This is a genomic window from Plantibacter lichenum (genome assembly GCF_050587525.1).
GTDB lineage: Bacteria > Actinomycetota > Actinomycetes > Actinomycetales > Microbacteriaceae > Plantibacter.
Window position 1 is genome coordinate 22,367 of sequence record NZ_JBOBFT010000001.1, and the last position, 20,416, is coordinate 42,782.

Genomic DNA, 20,416 nt, shown 5'->3' on the forward strand with positions numbered 1-20,416 from the left:
GAGGGACGGCCTCCGACCAGGCGGTCGCCTACGCACCCGAGCGCTGCGCAGCGAGATCCCACACCTCCTCGAGCGGGGTCATCGCCGATCCGCCGTCGGCATCTCGGAAGACCTCGACGAAGCAGCCGATGCGCGCCTGCCACGCGGTCTGGGCCGGATCGCCGTCGAGTCCCGCCATCGCCGCGTCGAAGTCCTCGCACACGACCAGGTGGAAGAGCCGGTCGCCCGAGCGCCAGATGGTCCAGTCGTGGATGCCGACGCGCGCGAAGCTCGCCACGAGGTCGTCCGGGATCCGCTCGTGCGCCGCCCGGTAGCCGTCGACGAGCCCCGGCCGGATGATCGAGTGCAGGGCGACACGCATCAGACCGTCTCCGTCCCGGTGGATCCGACGACCCCGCCGTCGCCGCCGACCCCGGCCCGCTGCCCGTGGATGAGCCGGATGACGGCTTTGCTCATGTCGTCGTAGTCGTGCGTGTTGTCGATCTCGCCGGCGATCACGAAGTCCTGCATGACCACGATGCGGTCCACGAGGGTGACCGTCTCGGCGAGGTCGCTCGAGATGACGACGATCGCCTTGCCCGCCTCCGCCAGTCGCCAGATGAGCTGGTAGAACGCGCCCTTCGTGCGGACGTCGATCCCGATCGTCGGTTCGTCGATGATGAGGATCTCGGTGTTCGCCGCGAGCCATTTCCCGAGCGACACCTTCTGCTGATTGCCACCCGAGAGCTGCCCGACGAGCTGGTCGCGCGAGGACACCTTGATGTCGAGGGAGGCGATGAACTCGTCGGCCGTCGCATCGGCGGCGCGCTCTCGAACGACCCCGAACGCGTTCGACAGCTTCCGCAGGACCGTGACGGTGAGGTTCTTGCCGACGGTCTGATCGAGGAACAGCCCTTCGGCTTTGCGGTCCTCGGTGACGTAGCCGATGCGATGCCGGTCGAGCGCGTCGCCGACGGATCGGATGGTGGTCACCCGACCGTTCACGAGGATCTCGCCGCCCGTGATCTTGTCGAGCCCGAGGAGCGCTCTCGCGAGTTCGCTGCGCCCTGCGCCGACCAGGCCGTACATGCCGAGGATCTCCCCCGGCCGCACGGCGAAGTCGATGCCGCTGTGCCCGCTCGCGGTGTCGATGCCGCGGAGTTCCAGGGCGGGAGTTCCGGACTGCAGCGGCGGCCGTTCCGGGATGTCGAGTTTCGCGAGGGTGCGTCCGACGAGGAGATCGACGATGCCGTCGCGCGTGTAGTCGGCGAGCGACGCGGATTCGAGCACGGACCGGCCGTCACGGAAGATCGTGACGGTGTCGCAGTGGGCGAAGACCTCCTCCAGCTTGTGACTCACGAAGAGGATCGAGCGGCCCTGATCCGCCAGCCGGTGCACGACGTCGAAGAGGAGCTTCGACTCGGTCTCGCTGATCGACGCCGTCGGTTCGTCGAGGAGGAGCACCGCGCTGTCCGCGTACAGGCCGCGCGCGATCTCGATGAGCTGCGTCTGCGCGGGCGAGAGAAGGCTCGTCGGGAGGGACGGGTCGATCGGGAACTCGAGCAGGTCGAGCACCCGCGCGGCGCCCTCCCGAACCTCCTTCCAATCGACCCGTCCCCCACGCTTCGGGGTGTTGCCGAGGACGATGTTCTCGGCGACCGTGAAGTCGGCGATGACGTTGCGCTCCTGGTGCACGACGCCGATGCCGGCCATCGTCGCGTCGTGCGCGGAACGGAACGTCCGCGCCTCCCCGCGCACGAGCAGTTCGCCGGAGTCGGCCGGTTGGATGCCCGTCAGGATCTTGATGAGCGTGGACTTGCCGGCTCCGTTCTCGCCGAGCAGTGCGTGCACCTCGCCGCGCTTGAGCGTCAGGTTCACGGCGTCGAGGGCGCGGACGCCCGGGAACGTCTTCGTGATTCCACGCGCTTCGAGTGCGAAGCCCTGCTCGGCGACCGTGCGGTCGATCGTCTGCTGGTCCGACATCAGCGTGCTCCTTCAACGGCTCGGACGGCTGCCGTGGGCGGCGCGTCTGGCGGGGTGGGGCGGCGGCCGGTCCTCGGTCGGTTCGTGCGCACCCGATCGAGGGCGACGGTTCCGAGGACGACGGCGCCGATCACGAGGTTGACCCAGCTCGGGTCGAGCTGGAACGCCGCGCGGGCGCTGTCGACGAGACGGACGATCGTCGCTGCGAACACGGTCCCGAGCACGGCCACCGTTCCGCCGACGAGCGAGACGCCGCCGATGATCGGCGCTGCGAAGCTCGAGAGGAGCCAGTCGCCGCCGATGCTCTTGTTCGCCCCGGGGAGCGAGGCGAGGACGAGGAGGGCCGCGACCCCGCAGAGCAGACCGGACAGTGCGTGCGCCGCAACGAGGCTGCGGTTGTTGGAGATGCCGCTCAGCGTCGCCGCCAACGGGTTGCCGCCGCTCGCGAGCATCTCGCGGGCGAAGAGCATGTTCCGGTACACGAGCGAGAGGACGATCGCGATGGCGACGGCGATCCAGAAGATGAGCGGGATGCCGAGCGGACGCGCGGTTCCGATCAACTGCAGTTCCGGCCAGGCGTTCGCCGTGATCGTCCGGGTGCCGACGAGGGCGTACTGCGCTCCGCTCAGAATGGTCATCGTCGCGAGCGTGACGACGAAGCCGTTGATCCTGGTCAGGACGACGAGCAGACCGTTCGCGAGTCCCGCGAGGAGACCGATGAGGATCGCCGCGATGCCGCCGAGCCAGCCGGGCAGGCCGAAGTCGGCGATGAGGATGGCGGCGAGGCACGCGGAGAAGCCGCCGATCGCGCCGACCGCGAGGTTGAGCTGGCCCACGGCGAGCGTCGCCATCTGTGCGAGCCCGATGACGATCGGGATGGCGAGGAACTGGAAGAACGTCTCGACGGAGATGGGGCTGAGGAACCCGCCGCCGGACTGCGCGGTGAGGATGATGACGCCGACGACGATGACGCCCGCGAGCGTCGCGTTCTGGCTCTTCAGAGTGCGCGCGAAGCGTTTCACGAGGACACCACCGCCTCTCCGGTGCGTTCGACGGACGGTTGTCGGGCGGCTCGCAGTTGCGACCGCTGGCCCATCACGTCGCGGACCCGGTCGGCGGAGAGCGCGAGCAGGAGCACGGTGCCGAGGAGGATGTTGAGCCCCTCGATGCCGACGCCGAAGATGAGCAGGCCCTGCCGGATGACGACCGTCAACGTGATGCCGAGGAACGTGCCGATCACGGAGACGTAGCCGCCCGCGAGGAGCGTGCCGCCGAGGATCGGGCCGAGGAAGGACTGGAGCATGAACTCCTGGCCGATGCCCGGCGTGAACGATCCCGTGCTGGCCGCGAGCATGAACCCCGCGAGTCCCGCGAGGACTCCGGAGAGCGTGTGGACGAGGATGATGCGCGCGGCGACCGGGATGCCCGAGAGGAGCGCCGCCCGATCGCTGCTCCCCGTGAGGAGCGTCTCACGGCCGAACCGCATGCGGGAGAAGAGGAACCCGATGACGAGCATCGCGAACAGCGCCACGAAGAGCAGGAGCGGGATGCCGGCCGGACCGCAGGTGTCGCCGATGCACAGATCGGAGGTCTTGAACCGGCCGAACTCGTTGAGCCCCGGCACCTGTACCGTGATGGCCGAGCCCGCGCTGACCCGTGCGTAGACCGTCGGGACGAGGCCGAGGAGCGCGAAGCTCATCGCGAGGGTCACGACGAAGGAGTTGACGCCGGCCTTCGCGACGAGGACGCCGCAGATCGCCCCGACGAGCCCGCCGGCGAGGAGCCCTGCGAGCAGCCCGACGATGAGCGGAACGCCGAACGCCTGGAACGTCATGCCGGCGACCATCGCACCGACGGCCGCCATCCCGCCGATCGCGAGGTTCATCTGGCCGACCGACAGCACGACCATCTGCGCGAGCCCCACGACCGTGAAGATCGCGATGTTCGTGAGCATGGGGGCGATGACGAACTGCGTGGAGAAGAACATCGGCTGGATGCTCCCGATCACGATGACGAGCACCGCGATGAGGATCAGGAGGCCGATGCGGTTGTCGCCGAGGAGCGCACGACCCCGGCGACGGGTGTCGGCGCCGCGTGCGTTCCGGTCCTTCGCCGTGCGCGGGGCCTTCGGTGCGGTCGAGACGCTCATGCGACCCGCCTCCCGTCGATCGCGTCGTCGTCCCAGTCGATGCCGAGCCCCGGCGTCTCCGGCGCGACCGCGAGGCCGTCCCGGATCTCGAGTTCGTCACGCGTGATGCCGCGCAGCTGCGGGATGTGCTCGACGTAGTGACCGTTCGGGACCGCCGCGACGAGGCTCACGTGGAGCTCCATCAGGAAGTGCGGGCAGACGACCGTGTTGTACGCCTCCGCGAGGTGTGCGACCTTGAGCCACGGCGTGATGCCGCCGATGCGGGCGACGTCGACCTGGACGACCGATGCCGCGTCCCGATGCAGGTAGTCGCGGAACTGCGCGATCGAGTACATCGACTCCCCCACGGCGATGGGGATGCTCGTGGAAGCGGCGAGGCGTGCGTGCCCGCTCACGTCGTCGGCCGGCAGGGGCTCCTCGAACCAGAAGAGGTCGGCGTCCTCGAACGCGGCTGCCCGACGCACCGCTTCGGCCGCGGTCATCGACTGGTTGGCGTCGACCATGATGTGGAAGTCCGCGCCGACGGCATCGCGCACCGCGAGCAGCCGCTCCCGGTCCTCGGTGACCGACGGCTTGCCCACCTTGAGCTTCACGCCCCGCAGGCCCTTGGCCTGCGATTCGAGGGCTCCCGCGACGAGGTCGCCCTGAGAGAGGTGCAGCCAGCCGCCCTCCGTGTCGTACAGCGGCACCTCGCGACGATACCCTCCGGCCATGCGCCAGAGCGGTTCGCCCGTGCGCTTGCCGCGGACGTCCCACAGCGCGGTGTCGATCGCGGCGAGCGCGAGCGAGGTGATCGCCCCGACCGTCGTCGCCCGCGTGGACCGGAAGAGCGTGGTCCAGACGGCTTCGATCGCGCGGCTGTCGAGACCGATGAGCGACGGGATCAGGTGGTCGCGCAGCATCGACAGCACCGCGCGACCCCCCGTCCCGATCGTGTAGGAGTACCCGACACCCGTGAGTCCGTCGGCGGTGTCGATCTCCACGAAGATCGTCTCCTGCTTCAGGAAGCTCTGGACGGCGTCGGTGCGTACCGTCTCGACCTCGAGGTCGATGAGGGAGGCGCGGGCGGCGGTGATCGCGGCGGCCCCGGAGAACGCGGCCGTGAACGCTCCCGCGTTCGTGGGCGCACCGGTGGTGGTGATCGCAGTCATGATGTCGAGTGCTCCAGTGTCGTCACTTGCAGGTGAGCAGGTCGCTCTTGAACGTGTCCATGAGCTTCGTCGTCTCGGCCTTGCGCTCGTCGTCGTACGTCTTCACGTTGTCCTTCGTGACGACGAACGAACCGGAGTCGATGACGACGCCCGGGTCCTTCATCGTGCAGGCCTTCGTCTGCAGCTGGCCGAGCGTCCACGAGCCCACGTAGGCCTGGCCGACGGGGTTCTGGACGACGGTCGCGGAGACGGAGCCGTCCGCGATGCCGCTCAGGATGACGTCGTCGTCGTCGATCGCGACGACCTTGATGGGGAGACCGGACGCCTTGACGGCCGACGCCGATGCGACGGCCGGGTTGTACGCCGTGGAGACGAAGCCGTTGATTTCCGATCCCTTCGCGGCGAGGAGGTCGGCGACGGCCTTCTGCGCGGTCGAGAGGTCCTTGTCGATGTCGGTCACGGCCGGCAGCAGGGTGACGGATCCGCCCGTCTCGGCGACGGCCTTCTCGACGCCCTTGATGCGGCGTTGAGTGTTGGCGTCGACGTTGTTGCCGGTGAGGTGGACGAGCGTGCCCGTGCCGCCCATCGCATCGATCGCGGCTTTCGCGGCCTTGTATGCGGCGACCTCGGTGTCGGTGGAGAGGCAGAAATCGGCCTCGTTGACGTCGCCCGCGGGACAGGACGCGAGCGATGCGACGGCGAAGCCCTGGTCCTTGAGGGACTTGAACGTCGTGTTGATGTCGGTGGGCGAGACGCCGAAGATGCCGAACGCGTTGACGCCCTGGGCGGCGAGGGAGTTGAGGACCTCGTTCTGCTTGGACTGGTCCCACTCGGCCGTCTCGTTGACGGCGACGCTGCCGAGCCCGAAGTCCTTCGCCGCTTCCTTGCCTGCGGCGGCCCACGGCTGGAAGTACGGGTGCGATCCGCCCGGTACGAGGGCGACCTTCACCGACTCCATCCCGCCGGAGCCTGCGCTGTCGGCGGTTCCGGCCGATTTGCTCGTGCACGCTGCCGTGGACAATGCCAGGGTGATTGCTGCGGCGGCGAGCAGGCCGCGGGTGACCTTGCTGCGAACGATCATGATTCCTCCACTCTGAGAAACACTTCGAAAATAGAATATCCAATAGGATCTGTACTTGAGGAGCCTATCGCCGGCGCCGCGGTTGTCAAGGGTCGGATCAATACCGACCACTATCAGGCAGTTTCGCCGCAGCTCCTCGTTCCGCCGACGCTAACATCCGATGTCTACCCTGCGGGCGTTCCGAGACCGGATCGTGATGTGAGCCTGAAACTCGATGAGGCTACGTATCTAACATTGACGGGTGATCGTGATGTGAAACGATGGTTTCCATGAACACCACCCCCACGACCGAGCACCCACCGCAGCCGGGCGGGGACGCGAAGGCCTTCTTCGGCCAGCCCCGAGCGCTCGCCAACGTCTTCGGCGTGGAGATGTGGGAACGCTTCTCCTTCTACGGCATGCAGGGCATCCTGCTCATCTACCTGTACTTCTCCGTCACCGACGGCGGCCTCGGCGTCGACAAGGCGACGGCGGCCGGCATCGTCGGAGCGTACGGCGGCAGCGTCTACCTGTCCACGATCCTCGGCGCGTGGCTCGCGGACCGTGTCCTCGGCTCGGAACGGGTCCTCTTCGCGGGCGCCATCGTCATCATGGCCGGTCACGTCGCCCTCGCGATCATCCCGGGCGGCGCGGGAGTCGTCGTCGGCCTCATCCTCGTCGCCTTCGGCAGCGGCGGACTGAAAGCCAACGCGACCCGCATCGTCGGCACCCTCTACGGCGAGAAGGACCCCCGACGCGACGCCGGCTTCTCGATCTTCTACCTCGGCATCAACCTCGGCGGCTTCCTGGGGCCGATCCTCACGGGACTCGTCCAAAGCACTGCCGGCTTCCACTGGGGCTTCGGACTCGCTGCCGCCGGCATGGCCGTCGGGCTCATCCAGTACTCGTTCGGCCGGAAACGCCTCCCCGACGAGGCCCGTGCGGTCCCGAACCCGCTCCCCCGAAACCGCCGTGCACTCATGGCCGGCCTCGCCGCGGCGTTCGTCGTCGTGGCCATCGTCCTCGTCGTCACCGGCGTCGTGACCGCGGAGAACCTGCCGCTCGTCATCATCGGGCTCGTGATCGTCGCCGCCGTGTCGTACTTCGCGGTCATGCTCTCCTCGAAGCTCGTCTCCAGTACGGAACGCAGCCGCCTGTTCGCGTTCATTCCGCTCTTCATCGCGAACGCCGCGTTCTGGTCGCTGTACCAGCAGCAGTTCACGGTCCTCACGATCTACTCGGACGAACGCCTCGACCGGAACCTGTTCGGCTGGGAGTTCCCGATCCCGTGGGTGCAGTCGATCAACCCGATCTTCATCATCATCCTCTCGGGCGTCTTCGCGGCGATCTGGACGAAATGGGGCGACCGTCAGCCGTCCACGCCCGTGAAGTTCGCGGCCGGCACGATCCTCATGGGGCTCGCGTTCCTCCTCTTCCTCGCCTGGGCGGGCGGCGGACCCAACAGCACGCCGCTCATCGCGATGATCGGCATCCTGCTCGTCTTCACGATGGCGGAACTGCTCATCTCCCCGGTCGGCCTGTCCGCCTCCACGAAGCTCGCACCGCACGCCTTCGAGGCGCAGATGGTCGCGCTGTACTTCCTGTCGGTCTCCCTCGGGACGGCGATGGCGGGGCAGCTCGCGAAGCTGTACACGCCGGAGACGGAGACGGCCTACTTCAGCGTCATCGGCGGTGTCGCGATCCTGATCGGCATCCTGCTCGCCGTCTTCAGCCCGATGGTCCTGCGCCTCATGAGGGGCGTCCGCTAGTCGGCCCGGAACCGTGTGGAACGAGAACAGCCCCGCTCCTCGGAAGGAGCGGGGCTGTTCTGTACATCTGCCTGTGGCGAGTGAGGGATTCGAACCCCCGAAGGCTGAGCCGTCTGATTTACAGTCAGATCCCTTTGGCCGCTAGGGTAACTCGCCAGGGCGCGCCCGACCAACTTGCATCAGCCAACCGAAAGCGCTTCACAAGAATACTCGTCAGAGCCCCTGACGCGAAATCGGCGCGGAACGGTGGTCCGGATGCCCGGAAGCACAGTGTGGAACCGCGGCACCAACGCCTGGAAGCACAGGGCAGAACGGCGACTCAACCGCCCGGGAACCCAGCGCGGCCTGGACCCGGAGACGAGGCCGGGTAGCATGGTGGGATGGCAGATTCATCGTTTGACGTCGTGAGCAAGGTCGACAAGATGGAGGCGGACAACGCCCTCAACCAGGCGCACAAGGAGATCGAGCAGCGCTACGACTTCAAGAACGTCGGAGCATCGATCGCCTGGAGCGGCGAGAAGATCCTGATGAAGGCGAACACCGAGGAGCGCGTCAACGCGATCCTCGACGTCTTCCAGTCGAAGCTCATCAAGCGCGGCATCTCGCTCAAGAGCCTCGACTCCGGCGAGCCGTTCGCGAGCGGCAAGGAGTACCGCATCGAGTCGACCCTCAAGGAGGGCATCAGCCAGGAGATCGCCAAGAAGGCGAACAAGCTCATCCGCGACGAGGGCCCCAAGTCGGTCAAGTCGCAGATCCAGGGCGACGAACTGCGCGTCTCCTCGAAGAGCCGCGACGACCTCCAGGCCACGATGGCGCTCCTCAAGAACGCCGACCTCGACATCGACCTGCAGTTCACCAACTACCGGTAACCACCGCTCGGCCGGCTCCGCGGTACTCGGCGTCGATCAGCGGTTCGCGGGTTCCTCCCGCAGATACGATCGCGCCCATCGCCTGATGTCGGCGAACGCATGCGCCCGCACGTCCTCCTCTGAGAGGAACACGTCGTGCAGTGCGCCGTCGAGTCTGGCGATCGTCACGAGCCTTCCGAGGTCGAGCGCTCGTTGGGCGACCCCGACGACGTCGAGCGCGACATCGCTGTGCCGCATCGCCTCCGTCCACCTCGGCAGGAGGGTGCTGCGTGCCGAGAGCAGGGTGAGCACGGGAATCGCGAGTTGCAGGCCAGCGTCGACGGTCGTCTGACCCCGGAGGATCGCGTTCAACCAGCCCGGGTGGAGCGGGAAGCCGTGGAGCGGCCGCCAGTCCAGGTTGTAGTCCCACTCGCCGTCCATCGTCTTCGAGACCGATCTCGTGTAGAAGCCGAGGTCGACGACGGGGAGCTGCGCGAGCGGGTCGATCCTCGCGCCCACCTGGATGATCGGCGCGATCGTCTTCCGCCCGATCTGCCGCGACTGGAACTCCAACCACGGGCTGTTCAGGATGAGCGCGGTGACACGATGCTGGTGCCGCGCCGCCCACAGGCTGAGCGTGAGGCCGCCAGTGGAGTGCCCGAGGAGGACGAGCTTCCGGCCGTTTCGCTTGCCGCCGTTTCCGCCGGACGAGCCGTGCCCCATCGCCTCGAGCGCGGCATCGATGTCCTCGTCGTACGTCGCGAGGCTGTCGGTGTAGCCGGGCGTCTGGTGCTCACGCAGACTGCGCCCGTACTTGCGGAGGTCGAGCGCGTAGAAGCGGGCGCCGAGGCCCGACCAGAACTGGGCGAGGTGGGTCTGGAAGAAGTAGTCGGACCAGCCGTGTACGTACAAGACGTCGACCCCGTCCGCGACGTCGGGGAACAGGAACTCCTCGAGCTGTTCGAGCGGACTCGGCCGATGGCGAACGAGCGTCGCGACGACCTCGCCCTCCGTGTCCGGTTGGAGCTCAAGAGTGAGCTGCTGGAACCCGTCCCCCAGCAGATCCGGTTGCCACGCACGCGCTTTCCCCATCACCCCACCCTAGGGGTACGGTGTCGGCGCGTGCGTGAACCGACTACTGCTGAGGCTGCTGCGGATACCCCTGCGCCTGCTGCTGGCCGGAGGGGTCATGACCGTACGGCGCCTGCGCGGAGGGCTGGGCGTTGGGCTCCGGACGGGTGCGCCCTGCGAGCGCGTTCGTGGCGATGTCCGCACCGATCGTGAGGAAGCCCGCCAGGTAGACGCCGTAGATGATCGGGCCGAAGAAGCCGTTGTTCACGAAGTAGGCGAAGCCGAGGTTGTCGTTGATCGACCGGACGATCGTGGCGACGGCGACGAACACGAGGAGGACGACGGTGCCGGCTGCGGCCGCGAGACCGATCGAGGTGAGCAGGCTCTTCGCGTCGTAGGCGGCGGTCAGCGGCTTCACGTAGACGAGGACGACGAACGCAGCGGCGCCCCAGATGATGAGGTTGAAGAGGTTCGCGCCGAAGCTCAGGAGCGACTCGCCGGCGTACTGCGAGAAGTACGGGGTGAAGAACGCGCCGATCAGGCCGACGAGCGCGAGCACCAGGCCGAGACCGGCCGCGATGCCCGTCGCGACGAGCGCGGCACGGATCTGCGGGGCCTTGGCGCTGGGCACGCGCGGCGCAGCGGGCGCCTGCCCGTACTGCTGCTGCTGGGGCTGCTGCCCGTAGCTCTGCTGTTGGCCGTACTGCTGCTGAGGCTGCGCGTACTGCTGCTGGCCAGACTGCGGCTGACCCGGCTGCCCCTGCGCCTGACCGTACTGCTGCTCGCCCGGCTGCGGCTGGCCGTAGGGGTACCCCGGCTGCTGCGCCTGTCCGAAGTTCGGCTGCTGACCCGTCTGCTGCGCCTGCTCCGGCACGCGCTCACCGTACTGGGGCGGCTGCTGCTGCGCTGGGGCCTGCGGGGCGATGAACGGTGGTTGCGACGGCGGAACCGGCGTCGGCTGCTGCTGCTGCTGAGGGGCCACCGGCGGGACGTTCTGAGGCGCGTTGGGGTCGGTCATGCGTCCAGCATAGTGAAGCGCGGAGCGCCGATCGGCGAGCGTGACGACGTGCGACGAAGACGCGTCACGGCCGGTCGCGGAGCGGAGGAACACCGATGGCGCGTGCCCTTGCGGAGCACGCGCCATCGACTCGGAAGCGCTCCCGCGACTACTCGTTCCGGGAGATGCGGACCATCTCGTCTCGTGGGACGACCTTGATGCGTGCACGCTCGTGCGGTGCGCCGAGGGCGATCTCGTGCTCGTCGAGGTGGTGCCAGCCGTCGAGATCGGTGAACTTCACGCCGCGCTCGTCGAGCAGCGCGACGATCGATTCCTCGCTCGGGTCGACGGGCGTCCACCAGTCGGCCTGGTCGTTGATGACGTGACTGATGGTCTCCATCGCGTCGGACTTCGTGTGGCCGATGAGGCCGACGGGGCCGCGCTTGATCCACCCCGTCGCGTAGACGCCGGGCACGCGCTCGTTGCTCCCGGCCTGGAGGACCTTGCCCTCATGGTTGGGGATGACGCCGTGGATCTCGTCGAACGGGACGCCGTCGAGCGGGCTGCCGAAGTAGCCGACCGCGCGGTACATCGCCTGGATGGGGATCTCACGGATCTCGCCCGTTCCGACCACGCCGCCCTCGCCGTCCGGCTGCGTGCGCTCGTAGCGGATCGCTGCGACCTTGCCGGTGCCGTCGTCGACGAGCTCGAGCGGCTTCGCGTAGAAGTGGAGGTGCAGGCGACGCGATGCCTCGCCGACCTCGCGCTTCCGCCACTGCTGCAGCACGCGGTCGATGACCATGACCTGCTTGTTGCTCGTGACCGCTGCCTTGGACGCCTCGTCGTAGTCGAAGTCCTCGTCGTACACGATCATGTCGACGTCGCGCAGCTCCCCGAGCTCACGGAGTTCGAGCGGCGTGAACTTGACCTGCGCCGGGCCGCGGCGGCCGAAGACGTGGACGTCCGTGACGGGCGACTGCTTGAGCCCCTCGTACACGTTGTCGGGGATCTCCGTGCTGAGGAGGTCCTCGGCGTGCTTCGCGAGGATGCGCGAGACGTCGAGCGCGACGTTGCCGTTGCCGAGGACGGCGACGGACTCCGCTTCGAGCGGCCACGTGCGCGGAACGTCCGGGTGGCCGTCGAACCAGCTGACGAACTCGGCCGCGCCGTAGGAGCCGTCGAGGTCGACGCCGGGGATGTCGAGGGGTGCGTCCTGGATGGCGCCCGTGGAGAAGATGACGGCGTTGTAATGGTGCTTCAGGTCATCGAGCGTGATGTCGGTGCCGAAGTTCACATTGCCGAAGATGCGGATGTCACCGCGGTCGAGCACGTCGCGGAGGGCGTTGATGATGCCCTTGATGCGCGGGTGGTCCGGGGCGACGCCGTAGCGGACGAGTCCATAGGGCGCCGGGAGTTGCTCGAAGAGGTCGATCGAGACGTCGAACTTCCGTTCCGCTTTGAGAAGGATGTCGGCGGCGTAGATGCCGGCGGGTCCTGCTCCGACGATGGCCAGCCTCAGCTTGGTCACGGATGGTTCCTTTCCTCAGCCCACAGTGGGGTTCTCGACTTCGGCACCTCCGGGTCGTTCCGCTCGGAACGATCCGGGCGCGGGCCCGCCAGAGGGCGTGGGTTCCGCGCGCCGACTCAGCTCGTGCGGTCGACGACCGCCTCGGCGAAGTTGATGAGCGACTTCTTGACGGAGCCGTTCGGCAGCGGCGCGATCGAGGCGATCGCATCGGCAGACCACTGGCGCGCCTCGGTGAAGGTGCGCGCCGTCACGGCGTGCTCGCGCAACTCCGTGACGAGGTCGGCGAAGACCGCCGGGTCGTGGTCCGCCTGGTTGGCGACCTCGGCGTCGATCCGCGCGACGAGCGACGCCGCAGCCGGGTCGGCGAGCGCTTCGAGCCGGAGGTACAGCATGGGGAGCGTCACGACGCCGGCGCGCAGATCGGTTCCGGGGACCTTGCCGGTCTCCTCCGGCTGCGGCGAGAGGTCGATGACGTCGTCGATGAGCTGGAAGGCGATGCCGATCTTCTCACCGAAGTCGACGACGGGCTGTTCGAACTCGGCGGGCGCACCGGAGAAGATGACCCCGCTCCGGGCGGCGGCGGCGATGAGCGAACCGGTCTTGTCCGAGAGGACCTGGATGTAGTGGGCGACGGCGTCCTCACCGTCGCGCGGACCGATGGTCTCGTGCAGCTGACCGAGGACCAGGCGCTCGAAGGTGCCGGCCTGCAGACGGATGGCTCGTTCTCCGAGGTCGGCCATGAGCTGGCTGGCGCGGGCGAAGAGCAGGTCGCCCGTGAGGATGGCGGTGTTGTTGCCGAAGACCTGGTGCGCGCTCGGAACGCCACGACGCTTGTCCGCATCGTCCATGACGTCGTCGTGATAGAGCGAACCCAGGTGGGTGATCTCGATGGCTTCCGCCGCGAGCAGCACTTCGTCCGTGATGCCGTTGCCGAGCTGCGAGATGAGCAGGGTGAGCAGCGGGCGGATGCGCTTGCCACCGGCTTCCAGCAGGTAGCGGGCGGTCACGTCGACGAGGTCGTCCGTGAAGGCGAGCTGACGTTCGAGCCCCGCTTCGAGACGATCGATGCCGTCGTCGATCGTCCGGGCCAGCTTCTTGTCGGCTCCGGACGCGAAGACGCGCTCGGTCAGTCCGACCTGGCCGGCCAGGCTGCTGACACGTCGGGTCGCGCTGGGATTCACAGGACTAGCCTATCCGTGTTCTGTCGGGGAACCGTGCCTGTCACAGGACATCCGCACGTGCGGATCAGCGCACACGCATCCCGTTCGAGTCGAAGAACTCGAGGTGGGACATCGTGCGGGCGAGCCCCTGCACCATCGCGTAGCCGTCGGCGTTCAGCGCAGGCCACGTCCAGGAGGTCACCGCGGGAGCCGACGGGAGCGCCGCTTCGAAGAGCGCGGCCTCCACACCGGTGCCGTGGTGCTTGGCGCGGACGACGACCTCGACCACCTGACCGGTGCTGCCCATCGTCGTGAACTGCAGCCGCGAGCCGGTCGCGTCGTCCCGCACGATGAACTCCCTCGTGCCGAGCGTGTCCGGCGGGATCTCGGTCGTGTCGAAGCGGTCGTACGGACGGCCGATGGTCGTCTTGGCGCGGCGGATCTGCAGGATCACGACGAGGGCGAGGAGCCCCACGATCGCGATCCCCCACAGCCACGGGCCGCCTGGGAGGTTGTCGAGCATGCACCCAGTATGAAGGCTGGTCCCTGAACGTGTCGAAGTCCCCCGCCACCGCCCCGGTCACTGAGCCTGTCGAAGTGCTCGCCCACCGCCCCGGACATTGAGCCCGTCGATGTGCCCCGGTCACTGAGCCCGTCGAAGTGCCCCGGTCGCTGAGCCCGTCGAAGTGCTACGTCAACCCGCCGTCCACCGAACGCCCGTACTCGATCGACTCCTCCGGCACGAGCACCTCGGTGTCGCGGTTGAGGCTCTCACCGCGGAAGAACGGCTTCGACGACGTCCGCGTCCACCACAGCAGCATCAGCACGAACCCGAACGCGAGCGAGCCGACGCCGATCACGAACGTGCCGCCGACGCCGAAGAGGACCGTGTACCCGTAGTCCACGGCGAACATGTCGATGCAGCTCTGCACGAACGCGTACGTCAGCATCAGCGCACCGAGCAGCGGGAAGAGCCCCTTGAACACGAAGTCCCGCGCCGACCGGAACAGCACCTTCCGGAAGTACCAGACGCACGCGTACCCGGTGATCCCGTAGTAGAAGGCGATCGCGAGGCCGAGGGACAGGATCGAGTCGGCCAGGATGTTCTCGCTCACGAACGTCATGCCCACGTAGTAGACGATCGCGACGATGCCCATGACGAGCGTCGAGAACGACGGCGTCTTGAACGTCGGATGCACCGTCGAGAAGCGTTTCGGCAGCGCCTTGTACGCGGCCATCGCGAGCGTCCCGCGGGCCGTCGGGAGGATCGTCGTCTGTGTGGAGGAGACCGCGGAGATGAGTACCGCGACGACGAGGATCCACGCCCACGGACCGAGGATGAGGTCCTTCAGCGCCAGGAAGATGTCGTTCGCGTTGTCCTCGTTCCCGAGGCCCGTCCCCGTCGTGCCGAGGCCCGCGTAGACCATCGCCGCGACCGTCACCGTCACGTAGGTGATGAGGAGGACGACCGTCGAGATGAGGGCTGCGCGGCCGGGGATCTTCTGCGGGTCCTTCGTCTCCTCGTTGAGCGCGAGGCACGTGTCCCAGCCCCAGTAGATGAACAGGGCGAGCAGGACGGCCTCGGTGAACCCGTGGAAATCGGTGAACGCGAACGGGTTGAACCAGTCGAGGGAGATCGGCGTGGCGTCTGGGGCGGACCCGTTCGCCGCGCCGAGGAACGCGAACACGGCGAAGAGGACGAGCGCGAGGTACTGGACGGCGAGGAGGATGTTCTGGATCCTCTCCCCCAACTCGATGCCGCGATAGCTGACCCAGGTCATGAGCGCGATGAACACGACACCCGTCGCCGTGACGAGGGGTACGTTCTGAGCGAGCGAACCGTCGCCGATGAGCAGCCACAGGTATTGGCCGGCGACCTGCGCGAGGTTGGCGAGGACGACGATGCCCGCGAGCGCGACACCCCACCCGCCGATCCAACCGGTGACAGGGCCGAAGGCCTTCGTCGCCCAGGTGAACGTCGTGCCGCAGTCGGGCACGTCCCGGTTCAGTTCCCGGTACGCGAAGGCGATGAACAGCATCGGGATGAATGCCACGATGAACGCGATCGGCGCCTGCGCACCCACCGCGAGGACGACGAATCCGAGGGTCGCGACGAGCGAGTAGACCGGGGCTGTGGAGGCGAGGCCGATGATGACCGAGCCGAACAGGCCGAGCGTGCCTGTCGCCAGGCCTTTCCCACCCGTGGCCTGGGGTTGTTCCGGGGACCGCGCTGTGTCGTGTGCCGTCATGACCGAAAGCTAGTGGGCGCCTCGGCGTGTGTCAATGGACCCGATCGGGGCACGTGCCCTCAGCCCGGTCCCTGGGCCCGACACCCCGCCCCGGTCCCTGAGCCCGAGTCTCCGGTCCCTGAGCCCGTCGAAGGGTTCACGTCTGCAGAGCCCTGCCCCGGTCCCTGAGCCTGTCGAAGGGCGCACATCCGCAGAGCCCCGCCCCGGTCCCTGAGCCTGTCGAAGGGCACACGCCACCGGCCGGAGCTCCCGGATCAGAGCGGCTTGACGCCCCGATGCAGCGCGACGATGCCTCCGGTCAGGTTGCGGTAGGCCACCCGCTCGTACCCGGTTTCGCGCAGCCAGCCGGCGAGCTCCTGCTGCTTCGGCCAGGCGCGGATCGAGTCGTTGAGATACGTGTACGCGTCTGCGTTGGAGCTGGCGATGCCCGCCACGATCGGCATGACGCGTTCCAGGTACAGGTTGTACGCGGCGCGCATGGGGGCGATGACAGGGGTCGAGAACTCGCAGATCACGATGCGGCCGCCTGGCTTCGTCACGCGGAACATCTCGGCGAGCGCGTCCTTTGGGCGGACGACGTTGCGGAGCCCGAACGAGATCGTGGTGGCGTCGAATTCCGCGTCGGCGAACGGCAGCTTCGTGGCATCGGCTTCGACGAATTCGATGTTGGGGACGTCGCGGTACTTCTCGCGGCCCACGGCGATCATGCCTGGTGAGAAGTCGGCGGCGACCACGTGCGCGCCGTTCTTCGCGAGTGATGCTGAGGACGTGCCGGTGCCTGCGGCGAGGTCGAGGACGCGTTCGCCGGCGGTCGAGCCGACGGTGCGCGTGGTGACGATGCGCCACAGGGTGTCGTTGCCAACGGACAGCATCGCGTTCATGCGGTCGTAGTTGGTGGACACGTCGTCGAACATGGCGGAGACCTGCTCCGGCTGCTTGGACAGGTCTGCGCGATTCACTCGTTCATCCTAACCGCGCCCCCTGGCCGTCCAGCCCGAGAGGTGTTTTCACAATTCAGGAACATCTGCAGAATTCAGGAGAGTTCGGGACGCCACGCCGATCGGATGTCCTGAATTCTGCAAACGGTCCTGAATTGTGCAAATGGGCGTGCGGGGGGGGGGCGAGCAGCTCAGCGCGCACGAGTCGGCACGGGCGGATCAGCGCGGGAGGGTCGCGAGGACAGCGAGCCAGCGGAAGGGCGTGCGGTCGAACGGCTCGATGCGCGACTCCACCTGGACACGGAGGGCCGCCGCGGCGGTCTCCGTGAGCTCCATGACATCGGCGGGGTACGACATCGCCTTCGCGTGATCCTCGAACTCGTCCTCGTCGTCGATCCAGGTGCCGCGGTCGTCATCGGTGCGGATGACATCGAGGTCCATGTCGATGCCGGACTGCCGCTCCGGGGTGAGGACGACGTCCGCCGCGAGATCGATGTAGACCTCCACGCGGTCGTGGTGGCCCGGCGGGTAGAAGGTCGCCACCCAGGGCGTGCCGTCCGGGACGAGGGACACGTTCGGGGTGTCTGTGATGAAGCTCGCGCCGGGCCGGCTGCTCAGGGTGCCGGGATGCTGCCCGAACCATTGGCCGTACTTGTCCTCGCCCAGCCAGACCGCTGGCACGGACCAGTGTTCGGCGCCGTCCCATTTCCGGAACTGGAACACGAACCGGTCCCCCGTGCTGAACGTGCCGCCGTCCTCGTGCCCACCCGCGCCCTCGCCCATCCCCACACCCTAGCCCGCGAGGTGTCGCACATGGCCGGTCCGCGGGTGTCCGAACTGGCCGTTCGTGACCCCTCGCGGGCTGAGGCTGGGAGACGGATCGGAGAGAGATGGGAGGCAGACGGGAGTCGTACAGGAGGGCGAGCGCGCGGGAAGGGCGGCGAGCGGCGAGGCGTAGGGTTGAGGGGTGACCACATCACTGACCTCGTCACTGGTCGCAGAGACCGTCCCGATCGACGACCCGCGCCAGCTCCTCCCCCTCGCCGACACCGCGAACCCGCTGTTCTGGGTGCGCAAGGGGTACGGCATCGTCGGCATCGGCGAAGCGCTCCGTTTGGAATTCTCCGGACCCGATCGGATCACCGATGCCGCAGCCGCCTGGCGAGAGGTCGCCGCAGCCGCCACCGTGAGCGATGCGGTCCGCCGCCCCGGGACCGGCCTCGTCGCGTTCGGCACCTTCGCGTTCGACGACGAGTCCTCCGCGACGAGCGTTCTCATCGTCCCGCGCACGATCGTCGGTCGCCAGGCCGGATACAACTTTGTCACGCGCATCCGCCCGTCGGACGAGCCGGACGCACGCACATCGTCCGTCAGCTCCAATGCGACCGGGTACGGCCCCGAGTACCGCATCCAGTTGCAGCCGGGCGCGCAGTCGGCCGAGGGCTTCCGCGCGTCCGTCGAGGCCGCCGTCGCGCACATCCGCGCCCAGGATCTCAGCAAGGTCGTGCTCGCCCGCGACATCGTCGGGCACCTCCCAGCGGAAGCCGATCTCCGCCGCGTGCTCTACGACCTCGCCCTCGGTTACCCCGACTGCTGGACCTACTCCGTCGACGGTTTCATCGGTTCGAGCCCGGAGACCCTCGTCCGCGTCGACCACGGTTCCGTGTCCGCACGCGTCCTCGCCGGCACGATCTCGCGCGGGCCGGACGCGGACAGCGACCACGACCAGGCGGTCGCCCTCGCGACGAGCGCCAAGGACCAGGACGAGCATCAGTTCGCCGTGCAGAGTGTGCTGCAGGCGTTGCGCCCGCACAGCCCGCACCTGTCGACGAGCGAGGTGCCGTTCACCCTCAAGCTGCCGAACCTGTGGCACCTGGCGACCGATGTCGAGGGCCGGTTGTCCGACGGCGCGTCATCGCTCGACCTCGTCGCTGCACTCCACCCGACGGCTGCGGTCGCCGGGACGCCGACGCCCGCCGCGCTGGAACTCATCCGGGAACTCGAACCGTTCGACCGCGGTCGCTACGCGGGTCCCGTCGGGTGGGTCGATGCCGCTGGAGACGGCGAGTGGGCGGTCGCCCTGCGATGCGCGCAGGTGACGGATGATGGTGACATCACCGCCTACGCGGGTTGTGGCATCGTCGCGGACTCCGATTCCGAGAAGGAGTTGCTCGAGACGCGGATGAAGTTCCGTCCCGTCGTCGAGGCCTTCCGCTAACCGGCAGGTTCCCTGCCCCGCCCTCGCCCACTCCCTTCAGGGATTTGCACAATTCAGGAACATCCGCACAATTCAGGATGATCCCGCGCGCCACGCCGGTCGATCATCCTGAATTCTGAAAATCGTCCTGAATTGTGAAACCACCGAGGGTGCACTACCCGGGTGGGGCTGCGGGCGGCGGCGCGCAGGCGGGTCAGGCAGACGTCAGGTGGTGGCGAGACGCGCCTGCTCGACGGCGATGTCGTAGTCGGGCAACGGCCACTTCGGATCGATGCCACGGAGCGTGTCGATGAGCAACCGCTGCACGGCGATGCGCGCGAACCACTTGTGATTCGCCGGAACAACGTGCCACGGCGCGAGCGTGGTGCTCGTCCGCTCGAACACGTGCTGGTACGCCTCCTGGTACGCCGGCCACAGCTCGCGCTCGTCGACGTCGCCCGGGTTGTACTTCCAATACTTGTCAGGCCGGTCCAGCCGCTCGGCGAGGCGCGCCTTCTGCTCGTCGGAGCTGATCTGCAGCATCACCTTCACCACGCGGATCCCACGCTCCACGAGCCCCTGCTCGAAGTCGTTGATCGCCCCGTACCGGCGCTCGATCTCCTCGGGCGGCGCGAGCTGACGGACCCTGCCGATGAGCACGTCCTCGTAGTGCGAACGGTCGAAGACGCCGATGCGCCCGGCGCCCGGAACACGCGACTCGATGCGCCACAGGAAGTCGTGGCCGAGTTCTTCCTTCGTCGGCTTCTTGAACGCAGCGAGGTCGACGCCCTGCGGATCCACCGCGCCGACGACATGCCGCACGATGCCGCCCTTGCCGGCCGTGTCCATCGCCTGGAGGACGAGGAGGACCGAGTCGGTCGCGCCACCCGTGCTCGCGGCGAAGAGTCGCTCCTGCAACGCGGACAGCTCGGGAACGCCCTGCGCCAACTCGGCTTCGGCGTGCTTCTTCTTTCCGGAGAATCCGGGGGTGGAGGACGGATCGACGTCGGTCAGCCGGAACCCGGGCCCGACACGCAGCGCCGTCGCGGGATCATCCGACCACGATGACGGAGACTTCGGGACCTTGGCCGGCTTCGTTGCGCTCATCTGCCCATTCTGGCCTCGCGGCATCACGAAAGTCGAGGCATCACGAAATCCGAGGCATCGCGAAAGTCGAGGCATCGCGAAATCCGAGGGATGAGCCGGCATAAACGCGCCCGGCCCGGACATGAGTGCCCTGCCCGGCCGTTCCTCGGCCCGGTGGTCGCGTCCGCCCCAATACGCATAACTCCTTCGATCCGGACCACAACGCCCGCTCGCGCCCCGGAATGACGCGG

General features: G+C 67.8%; 18 protein-coding genes and 1 tRNA gene. 3 read left to right on the forward strand and 16 right to left on the reverse strand.

Features of this window, described 5'->3' with window-relative positions; genetic code table 11:
• Nucleotides 1-28: 28 nt before the first annotated feature.
• From ACQ3HB_RS00075 to ACQ3HB_RS00100, 6 genes are read right to left on the reverse strand one after another with little or no spacing between them, the layout of a single operon-like run.
• Nucleotides 29-361: an L-rhamnose mutarotase gene (locus ACQ3HB_RS00075; RefSeq protein WP_430916617.1), complete on the reverse strand. Its 333-nt coding sequence runs from the start codon at nt 359-361 to the stop codon at nt 29-31.
• The gene (locus tag ACQ3HB_RS00080; protein ID WP_430916618.1) at nt 361-1,962 is read right to left on the reverse strand and encodes a sugar ABC transporter ATP-binding protein; all 1,602 of its coding nucleotides are present in this window, start codon (nt 1,960-1,962) and stop codon (nt 361-363) included. The genes ACQ3HB_RS00075 and ACQ3HB_RS00080 overlap by 1 nt, the downstream gene beginning before the upstream one ends.
• Nucleotides 1,962-2,984: an ABC transporter permease gene (locus tag ACQ3HB_RS00085; protein WP_430916620.1), complete on the reverse strand. Its 1,023-nt coding sequence runs from the start codon at nt 2,982-2,984 to the stop codon at nt 1,962-1,964. The genes ACQ3HB_RS00080 and ACQ3HB_RS00085 overlap by 1 nt, the downstream gene beginning before the upstream one ends.
• A complete protein-coding gene (locus tag ACQ3HB_RS00090; protein ID WP_430916622.1) occupies nt 2,981-4,111 on the reverse strand; it encodes an ABC transporter permease in 1,131 nt (376 codons plus the stop codon). The genes ACQ3HB_RS00085 and ACQ3HB_RS00090 overlap by 4 nt, the downstream gene beginning before the upstream one ends.
• On the reverse strand, nt 4,108-5,262 hold the full coding sequence (locus ACQ3HB_RS00095; protein WP_430916623.1) for a mandelate racemase/muconate lactonizing enzyme family protein: 1,155 nt from the start codon (nt 5,260-5,262) through the stop codon (nt 4,108-4,110). The genes ACQ3HB_RS00090 and ACQ3HB_RS00095 overlap by 4 nt, the downstream gene beginning before the upstream one ends.
• A gap of 22 nt (nt 5,263-5,284) precedes the next feature.
• The gene (locus ACQ3HB_RS00100; RefSeq protein WP_430916625.1) at nt 5,285-6,343 is read right to left on the reverse strand and encodes a sugar ABC transporter substrate-binding protein; all 1,059 of its coding nucleotides are present in this window, start codon (nt 6,341-6,343) and stop codon (nt 5,285-5,287) included.
• Between the two features lie 269 nt (nt 6,344-6,612).
• On the opposite strand from ACQ3HB_RS00100, the gene ACQ3HB_RS00105 reads away from it, so the two are divergent.
• Nucleotides 6,613-8,091, forward strand: a complete 1,479-nt coding sequence (locus ACQ3HB_RS00105) for a peptide MFS transporter (protein ID WP_430916627.1) — start codon at nt 6,613-6,615, stop codon at nt 8,089-8,091.
• A 74-nt stretch (nt 8,092-8,165) separates the two neighbouring features.
• On the opposite strand, the gene ACQ3HB_RS00110 is transcribed toward ACQ3HB_RS00105, so the two are convergent.
• Nucleotides 8,166-8,247 (reverse strand) — tRNA-Tyr (locus ACQ3HB_RS00110).
• Between the two features lie 224 nt (nt 8,248-8,471).
• Between ACQ3HB_RS00110 and ACQ3HB_RS00115 the strand changes: the two genes are divergently transcribed.
• Nucleotides 8,472-8,960, forward strand: coding sequence for a YajQ family cyclic di-GMP-binding protein (locus ACQ3HB_RS00115; protein ID WP_430916629.1), 489 nt, complete (start codon nt 8,472-8,474; stop codon nt 8,958-8,960).
• A gap of 36 nt (nt 8,961-8,996) precedes the next feature.
• Here ACQ3HB_RS00115 and ACQ3HB_RS00120 read toward each other — a convergent pair whose 3' ends face one another.
• The 8 genes from ACQ3HB_RS00120 to ACQ3HB_RS00155 all read right to left on the reverse strand — a co-directional run bounded on the left by ACQ3HB_RS00120 (nt 8,997) and on the right by ACQ3HB_RS00155 (nt 17,665).
• Nucleotides 8,997-10,031 (reverse strand): alpha/beta hydrolase, encoded by a 1,035-nt coding sequence (locus tag ACQ3HB_RS00120; RefSeq protein WP_430916631.1) that lies wholly within the window; start codon nt 10,029-10,031, stop codon nt 8,997-8,999.
• Nucleotides 10,032-10,074: 43 nt separating this feature from the next.
• Nucleotides 10,075-11,028: a hypothetical protein gene (locus ACQ3HB_RS00125; protein WP_430916632.1), complete on the reverse strand. Its 954-nt coding sequence runs from the start codon at nt 11,026-11,028 to the stop codon at nt 10,075-10,077.
• Between the two features lie 148 nt (nt 11,029-11,176).
• A complete protein-coding gene (locus ACQ3HB_RS00130) occupies nt 11,177-12,535 on the reverse strand; it encodes an FAD-dependent oxidoreductase (protein WP_430916634.1) in 1,359 nt (452 codons plus the stop codon).
• Nucleotides 12,536-12,651: 116 nt separating this feature from the next.
• Nucleotides 12,652-13,716 (reverse strand): polyprenyl synthetase family protein, encoded by a 1,065-nt coding sequence (locus ACQ3HB_RS00135; RefSeq protein WP_430916636.1) that lies wholly within the window; start codon nt 13,714-13,716, stop codon nt 12,652-12,654.
• A 64-nt stretch (nt 13,717-13,780) separates the two neighbouring features.
• Nucleotides 13,781-14,218 (reverse strand): hypothetical protein, encoded by a 438-nt coding sequence (locus ACQ3HB_RS00140; protein WP_430916638.1) that lies wholly within the window; start codon nt 14,216-14,218, stop codon nt 13,781-13,783.
• Nucleotides 14,219-14,384: 166 nt separating this feature from the next.
• Nucleotides 14,385-15,944: an APC family permease gene (locus ACQ3HB_RS00145; RefSeq protein WP_430916640.1), complete on the reverse strand. Its 1,560-nt coding sequence runs from the start codon at nt 15,942-15,944 to the stop codon at nt 14,385-14,387.
• Nucleotides 15,945-16,198: 254 nt separating this feature from the next.
• On the reverse strand, nt 16,199-16,903 hold the full coding sequence (gene ubiE / locus ACQ3HB_RS00150; RefSeq protein ID WP_430916642.1) for a bifunctional demethylmenaquinone methyltransferase/2-methoxy-6-polyprenyl-1,4-benzoquinol methylase UbiE: 705 nt from the start codon (nt 16,901-16,903) through the stop codon (nt 16,199-16,201).
• A 198-nt stretch (nt 16,904-17,101) separates the two neighbouring features.
• The gene (locus ACQ3HB_RS00155; RefSeq protein WP_430916644.1) at nt 17,102-17,665 is read right to left on the reverse strand and encodes a DUF402 domain-containing protein; all 564 of its coding nucleotides are present in this window, start codon (nt 17,663-17,665) and stop codon (nt 17,102-17,104) included.
• A 184-nt stretch (nt 17,666-17,849) separates the two neighbouring features.
• Here ACQ3HB_RS00155 and ACQ3HB_RS00160 point away from each other — a divergent pair, with 184 nt between their 5' ends.
• Nucleotides 17,850-19,100 (forward strand): isochorismate synthase, encoded by a 1,251-nt coding sequence (locus tag ACQ3HB_RS00160; protein ID WP_430916646.1) that lies wholly within the window; start codon nt 17,850-17,852, stop codon nt 19,098-19,100.
• Nucleotides 19,101-19,304: 204 nt separating this feature from the next.
• Here the strand turns inward: ACQ3HB_RS00160 and ACQ3HB_RS00165 are convergent, their stop codons facing one another.
• Nucleotides 19,305-20,186, reverse strand: coding sequence for a polyphosphate kinase 2 family protein (locus ACQ3HB_RS00165; protein WP_430916648.1), 882 nt, complete (start codon nt 20,184-20,186; stop codon nt 19,305-19,307).
• Between the last annotated feature and the right edge of the window lie 230 nt (nt 20,187-20,416).

What these genes read in the sequence shown, in the direction of transcription:
- ACQ3HB_RS00140 (WP_430916638.1), bottom strand. Translation starts at nt 14,218, where the DNA reads ATGCTCGACAACCTCCCAGGCGGCCCGTGGCTGTGGGGGATCGCGATC.
- ACQ3HB_RS00075 (WP_430916617.1), bottom strand. Translation starts at nt 361, where the DNA reads ATGCGTGTCGCCCTGCACTCGATCATCCGGCCGGGGCTCGTCGACGGC.
- ACQ3HB_RS00090 (WP_430916622.1), bottom strand. Translation starts at nt 4,111, where the DNA reads ATGAGCGTCTCGACCGCACCGAAGGCCCCGCGCACGGCGAAGGACCGG.
- ACQ3HB_RS00125 (WP_430916632.1), bottom strand. Translation starts at nt 11,028, where the DNA reads ATGACCGACCCCAACGCGCCTCAGAACGTCCCGCCGGTGGCCCCTCAG.
- ACQ3HB_RS00115 (WP_430916629.1), top strand. Translation starts at nt 8,472, where the DNA reads ATGGCAGATTCATCGTTTGACGTCGTGAGCAAGGTCGACAAGATGGAG.
- ACQ3HB_RS00095 (WP_430916623.1), bottom strand. Translation starts at nt 5,262, where the DNA reads ATGACTGCGATCACCACCACCGGTGCGCCCACGAACGCGGGAGCGTTC.
- ACQ3HB_RS00105 (WP_430916627.1), top strand. Translation starts at nt 6,613, where the DNA reads ATGAACACCACCCCCACGACCGAGCACCCACCGCAGCCGGGCGGGGAC.
- ACQ3HB_RS00165 (WP_430916648.1), bottom strand. Translation starts at nt 20,186, where the DNA reads ATGAGCGCAACGAAGCCGGCCAAGGTCCCGAAGTCTCCGTCATCGTGG.
- ACQ3HB_RS00120 (WP_430916631.1), bottom strand. Translation starts at nt 10,031, where the DNA reads ATGGGGAAAGCGCGTGCGTGGCAACCGGATCTGCTGGGGGACGGGTTC.
- ACQ3HB_RS00080 (WP_430916618.1), bottom strand. Translation starts at nt 1,962, where the DNA reads ATGTCGGACCAGCAGACGATCGACCGCACGGTCGCCGAGCAGGGCTTC.
- ACQ3HB_RS00145 (WP_430916640.1), bottom strand. Translation starts at nt 15,944, where the DNA reads ATGACGGCACACGACACAGCGCGGTCCCCGGAACAACCCCAGGCCACG.
- ACQ3HB_RS00155 (WP_430916644.1), bottom strand. Translation starts at nt 17,665, where the DNA reads ATGGGCGAGGGCGCGGGTGGGCACGAGGACGGCGGCACGTTCAGCACG.
- ACQ3HB_RS00100 (WP_430916625.1), bottom strand. Translation starts at nt 6,343, where the DNA reads ATGATCGTTCGCAGCAAGGTCACCCGCGGCCTGCTCGCCGCCGCAGCA.